Annotated in this window: 18 protein-coding genes and 5 tRNA genes; 11 read left to right on the top strand and 12 right to left on the bottom strand. The window is 70.0% G+C overall.

The window, feature by feature from the left end:
* Positions 1–77: 77 nt before the first annotated feature.
* The 3 genes from ACH4ZA_RS21045 to leuC all read right to left on the bottom strand — a co-directional run bounded on the left by ACH4ZA_RS21045 (position 78) and on the right by leuC (position 2623).
* Positions 78–308, bottom strand: coding sequence for a hypothetical protein (locus ACH4ZA_RS21045; protein ID WP_319281682.1), 231 nt, complete (start codon positions 306–308; stop codon positions 78–80).
* 284 nt (positions 309–592) lie between these two features.
* Positions 593–1186 (bottom strand): 3-isopropylmalate dehydratase small subunit, encoded by a 594-nt coding sequence (leuD, locus tag ACH4ZA_RS21040; RefSeq protein WP_319281679.1) that lies wholly within the window; start codon positions 1184–1186, stop codon positions 593–595.
* Positions 1187–1192: 6 nt separating this feature from the next.
* The gene (gene leuC, locus ACH4ZA_RS21035; protein ID WP_319281677.1) at positions 1193–2623 is read right to left on the bottom strand and encodes a 3-isopropylmalate dehydratase large subunit; all 1431 of its coding nucleotides are present in this window, start codon (positions 2621–2623) and stop codon (positions 1193–1195) included.
* Between the two features lie 194 nt (positions 2624–2817).
* Between leuC and ndgR the strand changes: the two genes are divergently transcribed.
* Together ndgR and ACH4ZA_RS21025 are read left to right on the top strand one after the other, a co-directional pair.
* Entirely contained in the window at positions 2818–3534 is a 717-nt protein-coding gene (gene ndgR, locus ACH4ZA_RS21030; protein ID WP_189188940.1) for an IclR family transcriptional regulator NdgR, read from the top strand.
* 147 nt (positions 3535–3681) lie between these two features.
* Positions 3682–4014, top strand: coding sequence for a hypothetical protein (locus ACH4ZA_RS21025; RefSeq protein ID WP_398430932.1), 333 nt, complete (start codon positions 3682–3684; stop codon positions 4012–4014).
* Between the two features lie 2 nt (positions 4015–4016).
* On the opposite strand, the gene ACH4ZA_RS21020 is transcribed toward ACH4ZA_RS21025, so the two are convergent.
* The 6 genes from ACH4ZA_RS21020 to ACH4ZA_RS20995 all read right to left on the bottom strand — a co-directional run bounded on the left by ACH4ZA_RS21020 (position 4017) and on the right by ACH4ZA_RS20995 (position 5342).
* Positions 4017–4092: transfer RNA gene (locus ACH4ZA_RS21020), tRNA-Glu, on the bottom strand.
* Positions 4093–4135: 43 nt separating this feature from the next.
* Positions 4136–4207 (bottom strand) — tRNA-Gln (locus ACH4ZA_RS21015).
* A 20-nt stretch (positions 4208–4227) separates the two neighbouring features.
* A tRNA-Glu gene (locus ACH4ZA_RS21010) sits at positions 4228–4300 on the bottom strand.
* A gap of 29 nt (positions 4301–4329) precedes the next feature.
* Positions 4330–4402, bottom strand: a tRNA-Glu gene (locus ACH4ZA_RS21005).
* Positions 4403–4444: 42 nt separating this feature from the next.
* Positions 4445–4516: transfer RNA gene (locus tag ACH4ZA_RS21000), tRNA-Gln, on the bottom strand.
* Between the two features lie 91 nt (positions 4517–4607).
* Entirely contained in the window at positions 4608–5342 is a 735-nt protein-coding gene (locus ACH4ZA_RS20995) for an HAD family hydrolase (protein WP_319281671.1), read from the bottom strand.
* Between the two features lie 36 nt (positions 5343–5378).
* Between ACH4ZA_RS20995 and ACH4ZA_RS20990 the strand changes: the two genes are divergently transcribed.
* A complete protein-coding gene (locus ACH4ZA_RS20990; RefSeq protein WP_319281669.1) occupies positions 5379–5663 on the top strand; it encodes a hypothetical protein in 285 nt (94 codons plus the stop codon).
* A gap of 65 nt (positions 5664–5728) precedes the next feature.
* Here the strand turns inward: ACH4ZA_RS20990 and gltX are convergent, their stop codons facing one another.
* From gltX to ACH4ZA_RS20975, 3 genes are all read right to left on the bottom strand, one after another.
* Positions 5729–7213, bottom strand: a complete 1485-nt coding sequence (gene gltX, locus ACH4ZA_RS20985; RefSeq protein WP_398430929.1) for a glutamate--tRNA ligase — start codon at positions 7211–7213, stop codon at positions 5729–5731.
* The gene (locus ACH4ZA_RS20980) at positions 7206–7991 is read right to left on the bottom strand and encodes a fumarylacetoacetate hydrolase family protein (protein WP_319281665.1); all 786 of its coding nucleotides are present in this window, start codon (positions 7989–7991) and stop codon (positions 7206–7208) included. Before ACH4ZA_RS20980 ends, gltX begins: the two co-directional genes overlap by 8 nt.
* Positions 7992–8166: 175 nt before the next feature.
* On the bottom strand, positions 8167–8340 hold the full coding sequence (locus ACH4ZA_RS20975) for a hypothetical protein (protein WP_398430928.1): 174 nt from the start codon (positions 8338–8340) through the stop codon (positions 8167–8169).
* Between the two features lie 614 nt (positions 8341–8954).
* Here ACH4ZA_RS20975 and ACH4ZA_RS20970 point away from each other — a divergent pair.
* The 8 genes from ACH4ZA_RS20970 (at position 8955) to ACH4ZA_RS20935 (ending at position 19522) form a co-directional block, all read left to right on the top strand.
* The gene (locus tag ACH4ZA_RS20970; RefSeq protein ID WP_398430926.1) at positions 8955–12662 is read left to right on the top strand and encodes a nitrate- and nitrite sensing domain-containing protein; all 3708 of its coding nucleotides are present in this window, start codon (positions 8955–8957) and stop codon (positions 12660–12662) included.
* A gap of 9 nt (positions 12663–12671) precedes the next feature.
* Positions 12672–13085 (top strand): roadblock/LC7 domain-containing protein, encoded by a 414-nt coding sequence (locus tag ACH4ZA_RS20965; protein ID WP_003973453.1) that lies wholly within the window; start codon positions 12672–12674, stop codon positions 13083–13085.
* A 112-nt stretch (positions 13086–13197) separates the two neighbouring features.
* The gene (locus ACH4ZA_RS20960; protein ID WP_009190816.1) at positions 13198–13596 is read left to right on the top strand and encodes a DUF742 domain-containing protein; all 399 of its coding nucleotides are present in this window, start codon (positions 13198–13200) and stop codon (positions 13594–13596) included.
* The gene (locus ACH4ZA_RS20955; protein ID WP_030793795.1) at positions 13577–14152 is read left to right on the top strand and encodes an ATP/GTP-binding protein; all 576 of its coding nucleotides are present in this window, start codon (positions 13577–13579) and stop codon (positions 14150–14152) included. The genes ACH4ZA_RS20960 and ACH4ZA_RS20955 overlap by 20 nt, the downstream gene beginning before the upstream one ends.
* A gap of 376 nt (positions 14153–14528) precedes the next feature.
* Positions 14529–17852 carry a nitrate- and nitrite sensing domain-containing protein gene (locus ACH4ZA_RS20950; protein ID WP_319277462.1) on the top strand — a complete coding sequence of 1108 codons (3324 nt, stop codon included), beginning with the start codon at positions 14529–14531 and terminating at the stop codon, positions 17850–17852.
* Between the two features lie 10 nt (positions 17853–17862).
* Entirely contained in the window at positions 17863–18276 is a 414-nt protein-coding gene (locus ACH4ZA_RS20945) for a roadblock/LC7 domain-containing protein (protein ID WP_037781109.1), read from the top strand.
* Positions 18277–18372: 96 nt separating this feature from the next.
* Positions 18373–18960 carry a DUF742 domain-containing protein gene (locus ACH4ZA_RS20940; protein ID WP_319277464.1) on the top strand — a complete coding sequence of 196 codons (588 nt, stop codon included), beginning with the start codon at positions 18373–18375 and terminating at the stop codon, positions 18958–18960.
* Positions 18941–19522: an ATP/GTP-binding protein gene (locus tag ACH4ZA_RS20935; RefSeq protein WP_026248371.1), complete on the top strand. Its 582-nt coding sequence runs from the start codon at positions 18941–18943 to the stop codon at positions 19520–19522. The genes ACH4ZA_RS20940 and ACH4ZA_RS20935 overlap by 20 nt, the downstream gene beginning before the upstream one ends.
* The last annotated feature ends 19 nt before the right edge of the window (positions 19523–19541 follow it).

Below are 19541 nucleotides of genomic sequence, written 5' to 3'. Positions count from 1 at the left end.
AGATATATACCGCAAATCAAACACGAAACGGGCTAATCACCCTTGTGCCGCAACGAAATCGGCTGCTCCGGAAGCGGTCAGCGGTCCTCTTCGGGCATTCGCCCCTCGTCGAGGTCCGCCATGAACCGCTCCAGACGCCTTGTCGCATCGGCGAGATCGTGCTTGGCCGCGGCCGTGATGACCAGCAGCTTCCGGGTCAGCGCCATCCGTACGCCCTCCGGGACTTGCAGTGCGCGCACTGTTGTGTGCGCTTCCTTGAGCTGGTTCGCGACCGCCGTATAGAGCTCGAGTTGGCCGTCGTGTTCCATGCACAGATTGTGCCATCTGGGGCGAGTTGTCGCCCGCCCAGGGGGCAACTGCCGCCTCGAACGGCCCTCCGCGCCCGTCCGGCGGTCGCGTCCACACAAGGCGCGTACCCCGGCAACAACCCCTCTAACGTGGGAAGTTGGCAGAAATGATGAAGGTCTCCGGGGCCGGACGGGCCCGGACACGGCCGTACCCCCGATCGGACCGATCGGGGGTACGGAGGGGGTGTCGCGGTGGCCGAAACTCGTCCCGGCCGGGGTCGCCTCGCGGCCCGGGGGCCTCGGGGTCAGACCTCGAGCGTCCTCGGCTTGTACGAGGGCCGCTTGGCCTCGTAGGCGGAGATGTCACCCTCGTTCTGCAGGGTGATGGAGATGTCGTCGAGGCCGTTCAGCAGCCGCCAGCGGGAGTTCTCGTCCAGGTCGAAGGCGGCGGTGATCCCCTCGGCCCGCACCTCGCGGGCCTCGAGGTCGACGGTGATCTCGGCCTGCGGGTCCCGCTCCGTGAGCTCCCACAGCGCGTCGACGATCTTCTGCTCGATCACCACCGTGAGCAGGCCGTTCTTCAGCGAGTTACCGCGGAAGATGTCGGCGAAGCGGGACGAGATCACGGTCTTGAAGCCGTAGTTCTGCAGTGCCCAGACGGCATGCTCGCGGGAGGACCCGGTGCCGAAGTCGGGGCCGGCGACCAGCACGCTCGCGCCCTGCCGCTCGGGCCGGTTGAGGATGAACTCCGCGTCCTTGCGCCAGGCCTCGAACAGCCCGTCCTCGAAGCCGTCCCTGGTGACCTTCTTGAGCCAGTGAGCAGGGATGATCTGGTCGGTGTCGACGTTGGAGCGGCGCAGCGGGACGGCCCGGCCGGTGTGCGAGATGAATGCTTCCATGGCTGATCAGACTCCAGCGGGCGTAGGGGTCTCGGCGTCGGACAGGTCGGCCGGGGAGGCCAGGTGGCCCAGGACGGCCGTCGCGGCCGCGACCTGCGGCGACACCAGGTGCGTCCGACCGCCCTTGCCCTGCCGGCCCTCGAAGTTGCGGTTGGACGTGGACGCCGAGCGCTCCCCGGGAGCCAGCTGGTCGGGGTTCATGCCGAGGCACATCGAGCAGCCCGCGTGCCGCCATTCGGCGCCGGCCTCCTTGAAGACCAGGTCCAGACCCTCGGAGACGGCCTGCAGACCGACGCGCGCGGAGCCCGGGACGACCAGCATCCGTACGCCGTCGGCGACTTTGCGGCCCTTGACGAGCTCGGCGGCCGCGCGCAGGTCCTCGATGCGGCCGTTGGTGCACGAACCTACGAAGACGGTGTCCACCTTGATGGAGCGCAGCGGCTGTCCGGCCTCCAACCCCATGTATTCCAGGGCCTTTTCGGCGGCGAGGCGCTCCGAAGCGTCTTCGTACGAAGCAGGGTCGGGGACGTCGGCCGAAAGCGGCGCGCCCTGGCCGGGGTTGGTGCCCCAGGTGACGAACGGCGACAGCGCGGCGGCGTCGATGACCACCTCGGCGTCGAACTCGGCGTCGTCGTCGGTCCTCAGCGTCTTCCAGTAGGCGACGGCCGCGTCCCAGTCCTCGCCCTTGGGGGCGTGCGGGCGGCCCTCGAGGTAGTCGAAGGTGATCTGGTCGGGCGCGATCATGCCTGCGCGGGCGCCGGCCTCGATCGACATGTTGCAGATGGTCATGCGGGCCTCCATCGAGAGCTTCTCGATGGCGGAGCCGCGGTACTCCAGCACGTAGCCCTGACCGCCGCCCGTGCCGATGCGGGCGATGATCGCCAGGATCAGGTCCTTGGCGGTGACGCCGTCGGGCAGCTCGCCGTCGACGGTGATCGCCATGGTCTTCGGGCGGGCCATCGGCAGCGTCTGGGTGGCCAGCACGTGCTCGACCTGCGAGGTGCCGATGCCGAACGCCAGGCCGCCGAAGGCGCCGTGCGTGGAGGTGTGGGAGTCGCCGCAGACGACCGTCATCCCGGGCTGGGTCAGGCCCAGCTGCGGGCCGACGACGTGCACGACACCCTGCTCGACGTCGCCCAGCGGGTGCAGCCGGACCCCGAAGTCGGCGCAGTTCTTGCGCAGCGTCTCCAGCTGGGCCCGGGAGACCGGGTCCGCGATCGGCTTGTCGATGTCGAGGGTCGGGGTGTTGTGGTCCTCGGTGGCGATGGTGAGGTCGAGACGGCGCACGGGGCGGCCGTTCTGCCGCAGTCCGTCGAAGGCCTGCGGGCTGGTCACCTCGTGCAGGAGGTGCAGATCGATGAAGAGGAGGTCGGGCTCGCCCTCGGCGCGCCGGACGACGTGGTCGTCCCAGACCTTCTCCGCGAGTGTCCTACCCATCGCTTTCCCTCCGGCCGGCAATGACGCACCGGCCCAACTAGAGATCTTGTGGAGGCGACGCCCACCGGCCCCTGCTGTTCCCCGGGCACCCGCCGCCTGGCCCGTTGGTCCGCGGGCCACCATGCGTCCAAGGGTTGCGCGTCTCACGGAAAAATGAACTTGCGTTTCACAGAGTGAGACGGGAGTATCGTTTCATGGACAACAGTAGCGGCGTCGGCGTCCTGGACAAGGCAGCCCTTGTCCTGAGCGCCCTGGAGTCCGGTCCGGCCACCCTCGCAGGCTTGGTCGCCGCCACCGGACTCGCACGACCCACGGCCCACCGTCTGGCCGTGGCTTTGGAACACCACCGTATGGTCGCGCGCGACATGCAGGGCCGTTTCATTCTCGGTCCCCGGCTCGCCGAGCTGGCCGCGGCCGCCGGCGAGGACCGCCTGCTGGCCACCGCCGGCCCGGTGCTCACGCACCTGCGGGACATCACGGGCGAGAGCGCGCAGCTCTACCGCCGCCAGGGCGACATGCGCATCTGCGTGGCCGCGGCGGAGCGCCTGTCCGGACTTCGGGACACGGTGCCGGTCGGCTCCACGCTCACGATGAAGGCGGGCTCGTCGGCCCAGATCCTGATGGCCTGGGAGGAGCCGGAGCGCCTGCACCGCGGTCTCCAGGGCGCCCGCTTCACGGCGACCGCCCTCTCGGGCGTACGGCGTCGCGGCTGGGCACAGTCCATCGGCGAGCGCGAGCCGGGCGTCGCGTCCGTCTCCGCGCCGGTCCGCGGTCCCTCCAACCGCGTGGTGGCCGCCGTCTCCGTCTCGGGCCCCATCGAGCGCCTGACGCGCCACCCGGGCCGTATGCACGCCCAGGCGGTCATCGACGCCGCGGCCCGCCTGTCGGAGGCCCTGCGCCGCAGCGGCTGATCCGGTACGGGAAAGGGCGGCCTCAACGCCGCGGCAGCCCTTTCCCGCAACGGCAGGCCCTCGCGGGCACGGGCGCACGCCCACGGCGCGGACCGGTACGGAGACGGTCCTTCGCGTACAGCTCCTCGCCGCTCCACGGAATCCGCCGTGCGTGGCCGCCCTCTGCGTCGCCTGCGGCCGGTGCGCGCCATGATCCAGGTGGGCCGGCTGCCGGTGGCCCCGGTCCGCGGGGTGGTTCTTCGCACGCCGGGCCGGTCCGACGCCCGTCCGCTGACGACGATCTTCACCGCGTACCGGTCGCCGGTGGTCCCGGTGGCCTCGGCGTCGCGTCGCCTCGGTCACGAGCGGGACGCCGAACTGCTCCTGTCCTACGCCGGGTTGACGCACGCGATGGACCGGCACGGTGGTTCGGCCTCGGATGAGCGACGCCCCGGCGGCGGGCACACGCACAAGGCCCCCCGCCGAAGCGGAGGGCCTTGAAGTGGTACCCCCGACCGGATTCGAACCGGCGCTACCGCCTTGAGAGGGCGGCGTGCTAGGCCGCTACACAACGGGGGCGAGGATCTTGCGAGCGTTTGAATTGCATCGCCGCAGATCCGAGCTGGTCTACCAGGACTCGAACCTAGACTAACTGAACCAGAATCAGTCGTGCTGCCAATTACACCATAGACCAATGTGGTTTAGACCAGTTTGTACCCCCGACCGGATTCGAACCGGCGCTACCGCCTTGAGAGGGCGGCGTGCTAGGCCGCTACACAACGGGGGCCCTAGCAGTCCCGAGATGATCGGAACCAGTACCCCCGACCGGATTCGAACCGGCGCTACTGCCTTGAGAGGGCAGCGTGCTAGGCCGCTACACAACGGGGGCTTCGCGGAATCGATCTCCGCATGCGCAGATGAGCTCTGCGAGCTGGCCTACCTGGACTCGAACCAAGACTAACTGAACCAGAATCAGTCGTGCTGCCAATTACACCATAGGCCACTGGAACGCAAGCCCCGGAGGGGATCTTGTTCTAGTTCTGCTCCGTCGGTTCCGGCCTTTCGGCCCGCTCTCCGGCGGCGCAGGAAGAACATTACCCGAAGGTGGACTGCGCTCCAAAACGGGTATCCGCGCCGAGGATCGCGGGGAGTTCGGCGAGGGAGGCGATCCGGTGCCGGCCGGCGGGAAGCTCCACGGTCGCCGTGCCGCCGCGACGGTCGATCCACACCGAGAGCAGCCCGGCGTCGGCCGCGCCCCGTCCGTCGATCTCGGGGTGGTCCCCGACGTAGGCCACCTCGTGCGGGGGCAGCGACAGGGCCTCGCAGGCCGCGAGGAAGGCGCCCGCCTCGGGCTTGGAGACGCCCAGCTCGGCGGCGCACAGGACGGCCTCGAAACGGTCGTGCACACCGAGGGCGCGCAGCTTGTGGTCCTGGACGTGGATGCTGGAGTTGGAGAGCACCGCGTGGCGGTGGCTGGCGGCGAGCACGTCGAGCACGGGCAGGACGTCCGGGAAGAGCGACCAGGCGGCCTCGTAGTGCGTGATGTACCTCCGGAACCAGGCGTCCGTCTCCGCGTCGGTCAGCTCGGGCCGCTCCAGGAACGCCCGTACCCGGTCCCGGCGCTGGTCCTCGAAGGTGATGCCGCCCGCGGAGAACCGCGCCCACTGCTGGTCGGTCACCTCCCGCCAGCGCGCGAGGGCCTCCTCCGCCGTGCCGAACCGGTCGAGCAGCCGCTCGGTGGTGAGATACGCCCGCATCCCCTCGCGGTCGGCGGTCGTGTAGTCGAAGAGAGTGTCGTCAACGTCCCAGACCACGGCGCGAATACTCATGGCCCCGACGGTATCGCGGGCTGGCACACTGAGGACATGAGCGAGTACCGAGTTCAGTTCACCGTCGAAGCCCGGGCGGCGTACGACGGCCTGCCCGGCGAGCGTCGAGCCCAGTTGGACAAGGCCGTGCGGATACTGGCGCGCGATCCCTTCCGCAAGGTCGCGACCGCGCAGCTCGGACCCGACGAGCACCTGCGCAAGGCGTACGTCGCCCCGGGCGTCATGCTGGAATACATGGTGGCGGCAGCCGTGCTGGTCGTCGTCGTGCTCGAGATCTTCGACGAGTTCGCCTACCTCGTCGACGAGAGCGACGCCGTCTGAGGAGTGAACGCCCGAGGGGCGGCGCCCGGTGCTCCGGGTGCCGCCCCTCACGCGTGTCCGGACGGTTACGCCGCCAGCTTCGCCAGGGCCGCGTCGATGCGGGCCAGGGTCTTCTCCCTGCCGAGGACTTCCAGCGACTCGAAGAGGGGCAGGCCGACCGTGCGGCCGGTCACGGCGACGCGGACGGGGGCCTGGGCCTTGCCGAGCTTGAGGCCGTGGGCCTCGCCGGCGGCCAGGACGGCCTCCTTCAGGGACTCGGCGGAAGTCCAGTCGGCGGACTCCAGCTTCTCGCGGGCCGTCGTGAGCAGCGCGTCGCTGCCCTCCTTCATCGCCTTCGCCCAGGACGCCTCGTCAGAGGCGGGCTCGGGGAGGAAGAGGAAGTCGACGTTGTCGGTGATCTCCGAGAGGACCTTGAGCCGGGTCTGCGCGTGCGGGGCGATCGCCTGCCACTTCGCCTCGTCGAAGTCCTCCGGCGCCCAGGGGGCGATCGGGGCCTTCAGCCAGGGGGCGCAGCGCGCGGTGAAGTCCTTCACGTCGAGCAGGCGGATGTGGTCGGCGTTGATCGCCTCGCACTTCTTGAGGTCGAAGCGCGCCGGGTTGGGGTTCACGTCCGTGACGTCGAAGGCGGCGACCATCTCGTCCATCGTGAAGATGTCCTGGTCGGCCGAGAGCGACCAGCCCAGCAGCGAGAGGTAGTTGAGCAGGCCCTCCGGGAGGAATCCGCGCTCGCGGTAGAGGTTGAGGGACGACTCCGGGTCGCGCTTGGAGAGCTTCTTGTTGCCCTCGCCCATGACGTACGGCAGGTGGCCGAAGGCGGGCACGGACTTCGCGATGCCCAGCTCGGTCAGCGCCTTGTAGAGGGCGACCTGGCGCGGCGTGGAGGAGAGCAGGTCCTCGCCGCGCAGGACGTGGGTGATCTCCATCAGTGCGTCGTCGACCGGGTTGACCAGCGTGTACAGCGGGGCGCCGTTCGCGCGGACGATGCCGTAGTCGGGCACGTTCTCCGGGGTGAAGGTCAGCTCGCCTCGGACCAGGTCCGTGAAGGTGATCGTCTCGTCGGGCATGCGGAAGCGGACGATCGGCGCACGGCCCTGGGCCCGGTACTCCTCGATCTGCGCCTCGGCGAGGTCGCGGCAGTGGCCGTCGTAGCCGGACGGCCGGCCGGCGGCGCGGGCGGCTTCGCGGCGGGTGTCCAGTTCCTCCTGGGAGCAGTAGCAGTGGTACGCGTGCCCGGCGTCCAGGAGCTTCTGCGCGACGTCCTTGTACAGGTCCATGCGCTGCGACTGGCGGTACGGCGCGTGCGGGCCGCCGACCTCGGGGCCCTCGTCCCAGTCGAAGCCGAGCCAGCGCATCGAGTCCAGGAGCTGGTTGTACGAGTCCTCGGAGTCGCGGGCCGCGTCGGTGTCCTCGATGCGGAAGACCAGCGTGCCCTGGTGGTGCTTGGCGAAGGCCCAGTTGAACAGGGCGGTGCGGACCAGGCCCACGTGCGGGTTACCGGTGGGCGAGGGACAGAAACGGACGCGTACGGGAGTGCCGGGTGCGCTAGCCACGCTTGACAACCTTGTTGGTGAGAGTGCCGATGCCTTCGATGGTGACGGCGACCTCGTCGCCGACAGCCAGGGGGCCTACCCCTGCCGGGGTGCCCGTGAGGATCACGTCGCCGGGGAGCAGCGTCATGGCCTCGGTGATGTTGACGATCAGATCCGCGATGGAGTGGGTCATCTCGCTGGTGCGGCCGAGCTGTCGCTGCCCGCCGTTCACCGTGAGCTGGATCGTGAGGTCGGACGCGGTCGCCAGGTCCAGTCCGGTCTCCACCCAGGGGCCGAGCGGGCAGGAGGTGTCGAAGCCCTTGGCCCGCGCCCACTGCTTCTCGCGCCGCTGGACGTCCCGTGCGGTGACGTCGTTCGCACAGGTGTAGCCGAAGACGACGTCCGCCACGCGCTCGCGCGGGACCTCGCGGCACATCCGGCCGATGACGACGGCCAGCTCGGCCTCGTGGTGCAGTTCCTCGGAGAACGACGGGTACTGGATGTCGTCGCCGTGGCCGATCACCGAGGTGGACGGCTTGAAGAAGGCGAACGGGGCGTCGGGGACCTCGTTGCCCAGTTCGCGCGCGTGCTCGGCGTAGTTGCGGCCGAAGGCGACGATCTTGTTGGGCAGCACGGGCGGCAGGAGCCGGACCTTGCTCAGCGGCACCTTGGTGCCGGAGAGCTCGAAGTCCGCGAACGGGATGCCCTTGATGATGTCGAGGACGAGCTCGTCCGGCTCGGCCCCCTCGACCGCGCCGAAGGCGACGTTGCCGTCGATGGAGAACCTGGCGATGCGCACGGGTTGGTTGGCCCCTTGACTGAGCTGGCGGGAGTGTGACGCTCCAGGCTAACGCGGAAGGGCGCCCCCGGCCGGGGACGCCCTTGACATCCGTGGGCGCCCGGCTTGAGCATTCGGCGGCCGGCGCCCGTATGTGATCGCGGAGACCGGGGACGATCTCCTGGATCCCCTGGATCTACTCCGCGACGGAGGCGGCGAGCGGTGCCTCCATGAGGATGGTGCGCTTGGGGTTGGCAGTCTGGGCGGGGAGATCGACGGAGTGCTCCTGCTGCTCCGGGAGCTGCAGTTCGTCGGCGGCGTCGAGGTGCGCCAGCGTCGTGCGCCTCGGGTTGGCGATCTTGTGGAACATCGTCGTCTTCACTGGTGTACGTGGCCCTGTCGTGTCGGGGCGCCGGGGAGGCCGTGAAGGGCCACCCGCGCGGGCGCGGTTTGTCGGATGTGCCATCCCTGTAAAGCGTCAGGCTAAACACGCGCTTCCCGGTGAACGCGTGAAGGTCGCATGATTGACGTGTGAGTTTGCTCACGAGTTCAGTGGTATTTCGGTCATTTCGGGCCCTTGCTTGACTGCTACGAAACGGACATAAAGCACCTGAAGCACTCATTCCGCTCCTGATCATGGCGACTGGGACACCCCTGTCGCCCCAAGGGTTCACACCCTTATGTCCGCCTTAGGGGTAAACACTTTCTACGTCCCGTAACTTCACCCTCACTTCGTGTCACGGATGTCACAGCCTGGCCAACGGGCCTTGTTGGAGATCCTGCACTGTGCTGGAATTCCTCGGACCGCCGCGGGATCGAGCCGGCGCACAGGGGGCGCAGAACGCGCCCGGTGGCGGCGAGACAGGGGGAGCCAGCGCCGGTACTCACGACCATCAGGGTGGCGTAATTCAGGACGCCCCCGACACGCCGACACCGTCTTTCCGTTCACGCGGGGAGGCGCCTGGTCCAGAGGTTGCGACGCTAGTGCAGGGACGTTTCAAGAGGGATGGCAGTGCTTCGGCGGAGCCGGAGCCGCACGGCGGGACTGGCCCCAATGCCGGCAGTTCCTCGCCCCAGCACGCCCAGAACCCGGGCCCGGCCGCGTCCGGCGACGGCGGTGAGCGCTCCGGGCGCCCCGGCTCGTCCGCGTCGCCGAGTTCCTTCACCCCGACTCCGACGGCCAAGCCGCCGACCGGTTCTCCCGGTCCCGGCTCTCGGGTGGCGCTGCGCAACTGGCGCATCTCCACGCGTCTGGTGGCACTGCTGACCCTGCCGGTGGTCGCCGCGACCACCCTGGGCGCGCTGCGCATCGACCAGTCGATGGACGACATCAAGCAGCTCGACAACATGAAGCTGCTGACGGACATGACCAAGCAGGCCACCGAGCTGGCCGTCCAGCTGCAGAACGAGCGCGACCGCTCCGCCGGCCCGCTGACGCACGGCACCAAGGCGACCGACTTCGGCATCAAGGGCTACCGGGACAAGACCGACAAGGCCGTGACGGCCTTCCAGGACGCCTCGGAGGAGATCGACGCCGCGAGCACCGACGGCAACCTGCAGGGTGTCCGCGACAGCCTCGTCGGCCTCCTCAGCGACCTCGGCAACCTGGCCAAGATCCGGTCGACCGCCTACTCGGAGCCCAAGAACTCCACCCAGACGGTCGAGGCCTACCACCGTCTGATCACCAGCCTGCTGGACCTGTCGCAGGACATGGCGCAGGCCACCAGCAACCCGGAGATGATCCAGCGCACCCGTGCGCTGTCCGCCTTCTCCGCCGCCAAGGAGTACGCCTCCGTCCAGCGCGCCGTGCTCGCGGCGGCGCTGCCGGTGAGCAACACGGTCTACGGCGACCTCTCCGAGAACGACCGGCAGTACGCCGAGGCCGCCCTCGAGAACCAGGACTCCGAACTCGCGAGCTTCCGCAGCATCTACGGCGACGACGGCGCCGAGGAGCTGCTGCAGCCCATCGAGCGGGGCAACCCGGTCATCGAGGAGGCGGACACCTACGCCACCCGCGCGCTGAGCTCCACCACCGGTCTGCAGTCGCAGGACAAGCGGTCGTACCAGGACTGGATCGACGACAGCTCGACCAAGATCGCGCAGATGGCCAACATCGAGCACACGCTGCTCGAGGACATGGAGCAGAAGGCGCGTGAGCTGCGCGCCGAGTCCGAGCGCGAGGCGATCATCTCCGGCGCGCTCATCCTGCTCGTGCTCGGCGTCTCGCTGGTCGGCGCGTTCGTCGTCGCCCGGTCCATGATCCGCTCGCTGCGCCGCCTGCAGGAGACCGCCACCAAGGTCGCCCAGGACCGGCTGCCCGAGCTGGTCAAGCAGCTGTCCGAGTCCGACCCGCAGGACGTCGACACGTCCGTGGAGTCGGTCGGTGTGCACTCCCGGGACGAGATCGGCCAGGTGGCCGCGGCCTTCGACGACGTGCACCGCGAGGCCGTCCGCCTCGCCGCCGAGCAGGCCCTGCTGCGGGGCAACGTCAACGCGATGTTCACCAACCTCTCGCGCCGCTCCCAGGGCCTCATCCAGCGTCAGCTCTCGCTCATCTCCGAACTGGAGTCCCGCGAGGCCGACCCGGACCAGCTGTCCTCGCTCTTCAAGCTCGACCACCTCGCGACCCGCATGCGCCGTAACGGTGAGAACCTCCTCGTCCTCGCGGGCGAGGAGCCCGGCCGCCGCTGGACCCGTCCGGTCCCGCTGGTCGACGTGCTGCGCGCCGCCGCCTCCGAGGTGGAGCAGTACGAGCGCATCGAGCTCTCGTCCGTGCCGACCACCGAAGTGGCCGGCCGGGTCGTCAACGACCTCGTGCACCTGCTCGCCGAGCTGCTCGAGAACGCCACCTCGTTCTCCTCTCCGCAGACCAAGGTCAAGGTCACCGGTCACGCGCTGCCCGACGGCCGTGTGCTGATCGAGATCCACGACACCGGCATCGGCCTCTCCCCCGAGGACCTCGCCGCGATCAACGAGCGGCTCGCCTCGCCGCCCACCGTGGACGTGTCGGTCTCCCGCCGCATGGGTCTGTTCGTGGTCGGTCGTCTGTCGCAGCGGCACGGCATCCGCATCCAGCTGCGCCCCTCCGACTCCGGCGGCACGACCGCGCTGGTCATGCTGCCCGTGGACGTCGCCCAGGGCGGCAAGAAGCCCCAGCCCAAGCCCGGTCAGGGCGGTGTCGCGGGCGGTCCCGCCGCCGCGCAGGCCGCGGCCGGCGTCGCCGCCGCGCGCCGCCAGAACGGCTCGCAGGGCGGCGCCCTCGGCGCCGGGGCCGGCGCGGGCGGCCTTCTCGCCGGCGGTCAGGGTCCCCGGGCCGCGCTGCCCGGCCGGGACGGCGGTGGCCGTCCCGGCGGCCAGCCGCCGCGCGGTCCCCAGCAGCCGCCGGCCGCATCGCCGCAGGGCCGTCCGGCTCCGGCCGGCGCCGGCTTCGGCGGCCAGGCGCCCGGTGCGCCCCAGGGTCTGCAGGCGGCCAACGGCAGCACGCAGGGCACGGACATGTTCGGCGGACGTCCGCCGCAGCAGCGCGCCGACAACGCCGGGCAGGGCGGCCGCGGCCGTCAGCCGCAGCTGCCGCCGCGCGGCGGTCCGCGCGCCGAGCTGCCGGGCGGCAACCCGCAGTCGCGCACGCCCAGCTGGGGCGACGAGAACGCCCGGCCGCCGGTGCCGCGCACCCCGCTGGACGCCCCGCGCGGCCACGAGGAGCCGGACGTCGCGCAGACCTCGCGGATGCCGCGCATCGACGACCGGCAGGGTCCCGGCGCCACCGCCGAGATACCCGCAGTGCCGCGTGCCGCCGAACGCCAGGGCCAGGCCGGTCCCGCCGACTTCAGCCGCCCCGCCGACTTCGGCCGCACCCCGGCGAACGGTCCGCAGAACACCGGTCAGTTCCCGGCCGCGGGCAACCCGCAGGACACCGGTCAGTTCCAGCGCCCCGGCGCGGGCGGACGTCCGGGCGACAACGGGTACACCCGCTCCGACGTCTTCGGGACCCCCGGCGGCCAGAACGCTCCGGCGGCGCCGGACCAGTTCGCCCCCCAGGGCTACGACAACGGCTCCACGGGCCGGTTCGCGTCAGCGGGCTACGACGGCTCCGGCACCGGGCAGCACTCGCTGCCCGCCCGCCAGGACCCGTCGTCCACCGGCCAGTTCCCCGTCGCCCAGCCGAACGGCTACGGAACCGCGCAGCAGCCGGTCCCGCAGCGTCCGGCCGGGCGTCCCGAGCCGGAGGCCCTGCCGCCGGCCCCGGGTCCCGGCGACGGCCGTACCCCGCTGTACGACACGCTGGAGACCAACTGGTTCCACGGTCAGCAGGCGGGCGGTGCGGCGCCGTCCCCGGCTCCGCAGCAGGAACAGCAGCCGCAGGCTCCGGCCGCTCCGCAGCGTCCGGCCTCCGCTCCCGCCTCGTGGCGGACCTCGCCCAACGACGAACTCGTCCGTCAGGCCGAGCGCGTCAGGCAGCCTGCCGCGGGCGGCGTCACCACCTCCGGTCTGCCGCGCCGGGTGCCCCGGGCGAACCTCGTCCCGGGCACGGCTCAGCAGCAACAGCACCAGACCGGTCCGCAGGTCTCGCGTTCGCCTGACGACGTACGCGGCCGGCTGACCAATCTCCGTCGGGGCATCGCGCAGGGTCGTCAGGCCGGCAACGGCTCGACCGGCAGTTTCCCGAGCCCCACTCACCAGCAGGAGCGTTAGTTGAGCCAGATGAGCCAGGCAGCACAGAACCTGAACTGGTTGATCACCAACTTCGTGGACAACACCCCCGGGGTGTCCCACACCGTCGTGGTGTCCGCCGACGGGCTCCTGCTGGCCATGTCCGAGGGCTTCCCCCGCGACCGTGCCGATCAGCTGGCGGCCGTCGCCTCAGGTCTGACCTCGCTGACGGCCGGGGCCTCCCGGATCTTCGAGGGCGGCAACGTGGCCCAGACCGTCGTCGAGATGGAGCGAGGCTTCCTCTTCCTCATGTCCGTCTCGGACGGCTCGTCGCTCGCCGTCCTCGCGCACCCCGAGTGCGACATCGGCCTCGTCGGCTACGAGATGGCACTGCTCGTCGACCGAGCGGGCGCGGTCCTCACGCCCGACCTTCGCGCCGAGCTCCAGGGCAGTCTGCTCCACTGACCCGCCCGAGTACCACCCGCCTCACGAAATCACCGTCCGGCCGACACAATCCCCCCACCGGCCTCGACGGACGGCACGACAAACCAAAATTGCTGTCCCGCCCGGAGGATCCATGACCCCGCCCACCGCCCATCATGATCCGTACGCGGAGCCGTACGGCGATGAGGGCGACCAGCCGCTGGTGCGTCCGTACGCGATGACCGGTGGCCGGACCCGGCCGCGCTATCAGCTCGCCATCGAGGCGCTGATCAGCACCACGGCCGACCCGGCAGCGCTCATGGGGCTGCTCCCGGAGCACCAGCGCATCTGTCACCTGTGCCGCGAGGTGAAGTCGGTCGCCGAGGTCTCGGCGCTGCTGGCCATGCCGCTGGGTGTGGCGCGGATCCTCGTCGCGGACCTCGCCGAGGCCGGACTGGTGGCCATCCACCAGCCGGGCGGCGACGAGAACAACGGTGGCGCTCCGGACGTGACGCTGCTCGAAAGGGTGCTCAGTGGACTTCGCAAGCTCTGACGGAGGCCGGGCCACCACCTCCGCGAAGATCGTGGTGGCGGGCGGCTTCGGCGTGGGCAAGACCACGTTCGTGGGCGCCGTCTCCGAGATCAACCCGCTGCGCACGGAGGCCGTGATGACGTCCGCGTCGGCGGGCATCGACGACCTCACCCACACCGGGGACAAGACCACCACCACGGTGGCCATGGACTTCGGCCGCATCACGCTCGACCAGGACCTGATCCTCTACCTGTTCGGCACGCCCGGCCAGGACCGCTTCTGGTTCATGTGGGACGACCTGGTGCGCGGCGCGATCGGCGCGGTGGTGCTGGTGGACACGCGGCGGCTGGCCGACTGCTTCCCCGCGGTCGACTACTTCGAGAACAGCGGCCTGCCGTTCGTGGTCGCGCTCAACGGCTTCGACGGGCAGCAGCCCTACCAGCCCGAAGAGGTGCGCGAGGCGCTGCAGATCGGCCCCGACACCCCCATCATCACCACGGACGCCCGGCACCGCTCGGACGCCAAGAGCGCGCTGATCACCCTGGTCGAGCATGCGCTCATGGCGCGACTGCGGTAACTTTCAAGCACCTGGTGACGTACAGCATGTGCCGTAGGCGTCCTGGAGCCGGCTGTGGGCTTTGACACGGTCGGCTCCGGTGTTCATAACGTTTCGGCAGAGGAATCGACGAGTCCCGCCACGCGTCGCGGTCAGTCAGTCTCGCTGTGCGCACGAAGGCCCCGCCTTTTGGCGGGGCTCGTTCTTTTTGACCGTTTTATCTGGGGTTTACATCACGTCGAACCAACTCTTTCCCATGTTTGGAAGAGGGCTGGTCGTCATGCTGGAATGCCTGAACTGCCCAATAGTCAATGACGTACTCATGGTCGATGGCTGACCGGGCTCTGAGACACAGCGGCACGACGAAGGTGCCGACCGCCGAGAGGTTGTTGGTCGAGTGAGGCGAAGCAAGAAAAGTCCCGAGCCTGCGGCCCGGGGCAACTTCACGCCGCCGCCGCGCGGAGCGGCGCCCGCCCATGTGCCCGGCCCGGAGCCGACGGCTGCCCCCGCCAAGAGCGGCAGCCGTCTCTCCCCGCGCAACTGGCGGGTGCCGACCCGGCTGAACGCGATTCTGCTCATACCCGTGGTGGTCGGCCTGGTCATGGGCGGCTTCCAGGTGAAGAGCTCGATCGACACCTGGCAGGAGGCCGAGGACGCGGAGAACACCGCGCGCCTGGTGCGGGCCTCGCTGAGCTACGGCGACGCCATCTACAAGGAGCGCGACATCTCCGCCGCGCCCCTGCTCGCCGGCAAGCGGGACGACCCGACGGTCGTCGCGGCCCGCAAGGTCACCGACGACGCCGCCAACGCCTTCGACGAGGCCGCGAAGAACATGCCGGCGAAGGCCGGTCTCGAGCGCCGGCTGAAGCTGTTCCGCGACGCGGAGACCAAGCTGGCGCCGCTGCGTGCGGCCGCCTACACCTCCAAGCTGTCGGGCGTGCAGACCGAAGAGGGCTACACCGCGGTCGCGCACCCCCTGATGGAGTTCTCCAACGAGCTCGGCCTGGGCACCGGAAACATCACCTCCTACGGCCGTACCGTCTACGCGATCTCGCTGACCAAGGCCGCGATGTCGCTCGAGCGCTCGATCGGCATGCACCTGCTGATCAAGCCGGGCCCGCGTAACGACGACTTCGCCAAGCAGAAGGTCTCCCTCTCCTCCTACGCCTACCTCGAGGGCATCGCCATCGAGGAGTACGTCGGCGGCGGCACCGAGGCCGACGCGCAGAAGCTGCAGGACGCCGAGGCGAAGATCAAGAGCGACGGCGCCGCACAGGCCGCCGAGGCGAAGCAGAAGAACCCGGACTACGTTCCGCCGCCCGCCAACCCGACGACGATGGTCGTCGCCATCTCCACGATGCAGAGCAGGGACGGCAGCGAGCGCGCCGCCCTCGCCGACAAGGGCATCAGCATGGAGAACTGGTGGGCGGTCACCACGCTGAAGTACGACGCCTACCGGCAGATCGAGTCGGACCTGACCGACAAGGCCGTGTCCGAGGCCTCGGACATCGCGGCCGACGCGAAGACCTCCGCGATCATCACCGGCGCCGCTGTGGTCGTCGCCCTGCTCCTGGCGTTCATCCTCGCCGGTGCGGTGGCCCGCCAGATGAGCCGCTCCATGCGCCAGCTGCGCAACGCCGCCTTCGGCATCGCCGAACAGCGCCTGCCGATGCTGGTCGACCAGCTCTCCCGCACCGACCCGGGCCGGGTCGACACCCGGGTCGCCCCGATCCCGATCACCACCACGGACGAGATCGGCGAGGTCGCCCGCGCCTTCGACCAGGTCCACCGCGAGGCCGTCCGGCTCGCCGCCGAGCAGGCCCTGCTGCGGGGCAACATCAACGCGATCTTCACCAACCTGTCGCGCCGCAACCAGTCCCTGATCGAGGGCCAGCTGACCCTGATCACCGACCTGGAGAACAACGAGGCCGACCCGGACCAGCTGGAGAACCTCTTCCGCCTGGACCACCTCGCGACCCGTATGCGCCGCAACGGCGAGAACCTCCTGGTCCTCGCGGGCGAGGAGCCGGGCCGCCGCTGGGACCAGCCGGTCCCGCTGGTCGACGTGCTGCGCGCCGCCTCCTCCGAGGTGGAGCAGTACGAGCGCATCGAGCTGTCGGGCGTCCCGGAGGCCGAGATCCACGGCCGCGCCGTGACCGACCTCGTGCACCTGCTCGCCGAGCTGCTGGAGAACGCCACCACGTTCTCCTCCCCGCAGACCAAGGTCCGCGTCACGGCCACCCGTCTTCCCGACGGCCGCGTGATGATCGAGATCCACGACAAGGGCATCGGCCTGACCGCCGAGGACTTCGCGGACATCAACCACAAGCTGGCCAACCCGCCGACCGTGGACGCCGCGATCTCGCAGCGCATGGGCCTGTTCGTGGTCGGCCGGCTGTCGGACCGGCACGGCATCCGCGTCCAGCTGCGCCCCTCGGGCGAGCAGGCCGGCACCACCTCGCTGGTCATGCTGCCGGACGCCATCACGCACGGTGGCGGCGGCGAACAGCAGCACCACCCGGACCGCGACGAGTTCACGGTCTCGCAGATCATCCCGGAGCAGAACTACGGCGCCGGCGAGGACTTCAGCAACGGTCTGCCGATGCGCACCGCCGCCGAGCTCGGCTTCGACGACAGCCGCTACGAGGTCCCCGACGACATCCGCGACCTGGACCCGGTGGGCCGGTCCCTGATGCGCGAGGAGCGCCGCGCGGCCCTGGAGTCCCAGTCGGGCCAGCCGGACCATCAGTCCGCGCAGCCTCACCAGTCCGCCGAGGCCTCCGCCTACGGCGAGAACTTCGAGGCCGGCCATCAGCACCAGGGCTACGAAGCCGCGCAGAACGGCTACGACCCCGCGCAGAACGGCGCCCAGGGCCACTACGACGGCGGCGCGACCGGCTACGCCGAGCAGCCCGCCTCGTTCGACCAGCAGACGGCGTACCAGGAGCAGCAGCGCCCGGCGTACGACGAGCAGTACTTCCCGCCCAACGGCGGGGTGTCGCAGGGCGACGGCTTCCCGTCGAACGGCGGTTACCCGGACCCCGCGTATGCGGAGCCCGTCCAGGAGGAGCGGACGACGGCCGAGCCGGCCACGTCCGAGGACTTCCCGCCGTACGAGGAGCAGCAGGCCTACCAGGACGACTGGCCCCAGCAGAACGGCCACGGCAACGGCTACCAGAACGGCTACCCGGACCAGTACGCTCCGGAAGCGGAATCCACGCAGGTCGCTGACGCGGGTGAGCAGAACCGCGTAGGCTTCGACCGTCCGGGATCGAGCCCTTCCACCTCCCACGCGCTGACCGAAGCCGGTCTGCCCCGCCGCGGATCCACCGCAAGCGGCGCGAACGGCACGCGGCCCGCCACGAAGCAGGAAGCACCGGCCTCCTCCTCGGAGAGCAGCGGCGGCAGCGACATCTGGCGGTCGGCGAACGACGAGCGCTGGCAGCAGGCCTCCGCTCTGAAGAAGCCCAAGGCGGGCGGGGTCACCTCCTCCGGTCTGCCGCGGCGGGTGCCCAAGGCCAACCTCATCGAAGGCGCCGCCGAGAGCACCCCCCAGGGGGGCCCACAGGTCTCCCGCGCCCCGGAGGACGTCCGAGGCAGGTTGAGCAACCTGCGTCGCGGCGTCCAGCGCGGACGCAACGCAGGAAGCAGTGAAACGAACGGCCAGGCCACTGGGAATCATCACAGTGGGCCTGACAGCACCTACAACCAGGAGCGTTAGTGTGAGCCCGATGAGCCAGGCGGCACAGAACCTGAACTGGTTGATCACCAACTTCGTGGACAACACCCCGGGGGTGTCCCACACGGTGGTGGTCTCCGCCGACGGACTCCTTCTGGCGATGTCCGAAGGCTTCCCCCGCGACCGTGCCGACCAGCTCGCGGCCGTCGCCTCAGGTCTGACGTCCCTGACGGCAGGCGCTTCCCGGATCTTCGAGGGAGGCAGCGTGAACCAGACGGTCGTGGAGATGGAGCGGGGATTCCTTTTCATCATGTCCGTGTCCGACGGTTCGTCGCTCGCCGTGCTCGCCCACCCCGAGGCGGACATCGGTCTCATTGGGTACGAGATGGCCCTTCTGGTGGACCGAGCCGGTTCGGTTCTGACGCCCGACCTTCGAGCAGAGCTCCAAGGGAGCCTTCTCAACTAACAAACGGACGGTGCGTTTTGGCGTCCCGAGGCCGTAGTGTTTCGGGACGCGGCTCCACGTGATGGGTGCCAGGGCACAGTCGGAGGAGGAGAGAGAGTGGCAACACCCCCAGGCGGTTCACATTCGGGCAACTGGTCGTACGGTCCTGCCCAGGGCCAGAACGACGGTACCCAGAACCCGAACCGTTACAGCTACCCCTCCGCGCCCAGCCAGCAGCGGCCGTACACGCCTCAGGGGCCGCAGGGCCCGGGGCCGTCCCCGTACGACCAGCCGCACGCCCCGCGCATCCAGCCGGTGCAGCCGCATCGGCGCTCCCCCGAGGCGGCGCCCGCCGGCTCGTCGAACAACCCGCTGGTGCGTCCGTACGCCATGACCGGTGGCCGGACCCGCCCGCGTTACCAGCTCGCCATCGAGGCGCTGGTGCACACCACCGCGCAGCCGCATCAGATGCAGGGCCAGCTGCCCGAGCATCAGCGGATCTGCAACCTCTGCCGAGAGATCAAGTCGGTCGCCGAGATCTCGGCGCTGCTGACCATCCCCCTCGGTGTGGCCAGGATCCTCGTCGCCGACCTGGCGGAAGCGGGACTGGTCGCCATCCATCAGCCCGGCGGCGACGAGAGCGCCGGCGGCCAGCCAGACGTGACACTGCTCGAAAGGGTGCTCAGTGGACTTCGCAAGCTCTAGCGGGGGTCCCTCCCGCTCCACCACTTCCGCGAAGATCGTGGTGGCGGGCGGCTTCGGCGTGGGCAAGACCACGTTCGTCGGGGCTGTTTCGGAGATCAATCCGCTGCGCACCGAGGCCGTGATGACGTCCGCGTCGGCGGGCATCGACGACCTCACCCACACCGGGGACAAGACCACCACCACGGTGGCCATGGACTTCGGCCGCATCACGCTCGACCAGGACCTGATCCTCTACCTGTTCGGCACGCCCGGCCAGGACCGCTTCTGGTTCATGTGGGACGACCTGGTGCGCGGCGCCATCGGCGCGATCGTCCTCGTCGACACCCGCCGTCTCGCCGACTGCTTCCCCGCGGTCGACTACTTCGAGAACTCGGGTCTCCCCTTCGTGATCGCCCTCAACGGCTTCGACGGCAACCAGCCGTACAACCCGGACGAGGTGCGCGAGGCGCTGCAGATCGGCCCCGACACCCCCATCATCACCACGGACGCCCGGCACCGCGCCGACGCGAAGTCCGCGCTCATCACGCTCGTCGAGCACGCGCTGATGGCACGGCTGCGGTAGGCGTCCCCACGACCACCGG

This window comes from Streptomyces sp. NPDC020597 (assembly GCF_044335095.1).
Lineage (GTDB): Bacteria > Actinomycetota > Actinomycetes > Streptomycetales > Streptomycetaceae > Streptomyces.
The sequence above is the reverse complement of the archived record's forward strand: the minus strand, read 5'-3'. Positions and strand labels throughout refer to the sequence as shown.

Coding starts and splice junctions, on each gene's coding strand:
- ACH4ZA_RS21045 (WP_319281682.1), bottom strand. CDS start 308: ATGGAACACGACGGCCAACTCGAGCTCTATACGGCGGTCGCGAACCAG.
- leuD (WP_319281679.1), bottom strand. CDS start 1,186: ATGGAAGCATTCATCTCGCACACCGGCCGGGCCGTCCCGCTGCGCCGC.
- leuC (WP_319281677.1), bottom strand. CDS start 2,623: ATGGGTAGGACACTCGCGGAGAAGGTCTGGGACGACCACGTCGTCCGG.
- ndgR (WP_189188940.1), top strand. CDS start 2,818: ATGGACAACAGTAGCGGCGTCGGCGTCCTGGACAAGGCAGCCCTTGTC.
- ACH4ZA_RS20995 (WP_319281671.1), bottom strand. CDS start 5,342: ATGAGTATTCGCGCCGTGGTCTGGGACGTTGACGACACTCTCTTCGAC.
- ACH4ZA_RS20990 (WP_319281669.1), top strand. CDS start 5,379: ATGAGCGAGTACCGAGTTCAGTTCACCGTCGAAGCCCGGGCGGCGTAC.
- ACH4ZA_RS20975 (WP_398430928.1), bottom strand. CDS start 8,340: ATGTTCCACAAGATCGCCAACCCGAGGCGCACGACGCTGGCGCACCTC.
- ACH4ZA_RS20965 (WP_003973453.1), top strand. CDS start 12,672: ATGAGCCAGGCAGCACAGAACCTGAACTGGTTGATCACCAACTTCGTG.
- ACH4ZA_RS20960 (WP_009190816.1), top strand. CDS start 13,198: ATGACCCCGCCCACCGCCCATCATGATCCGTACGCGGAGCCGTACGGC.
- ACH4ZA_RS20945 (WP_037781109.1), top strand. CDS start 17,863: ATGAGCCAGGCGGCACAGAACCTGAACTGGTTGATCACCAACTTCGTG.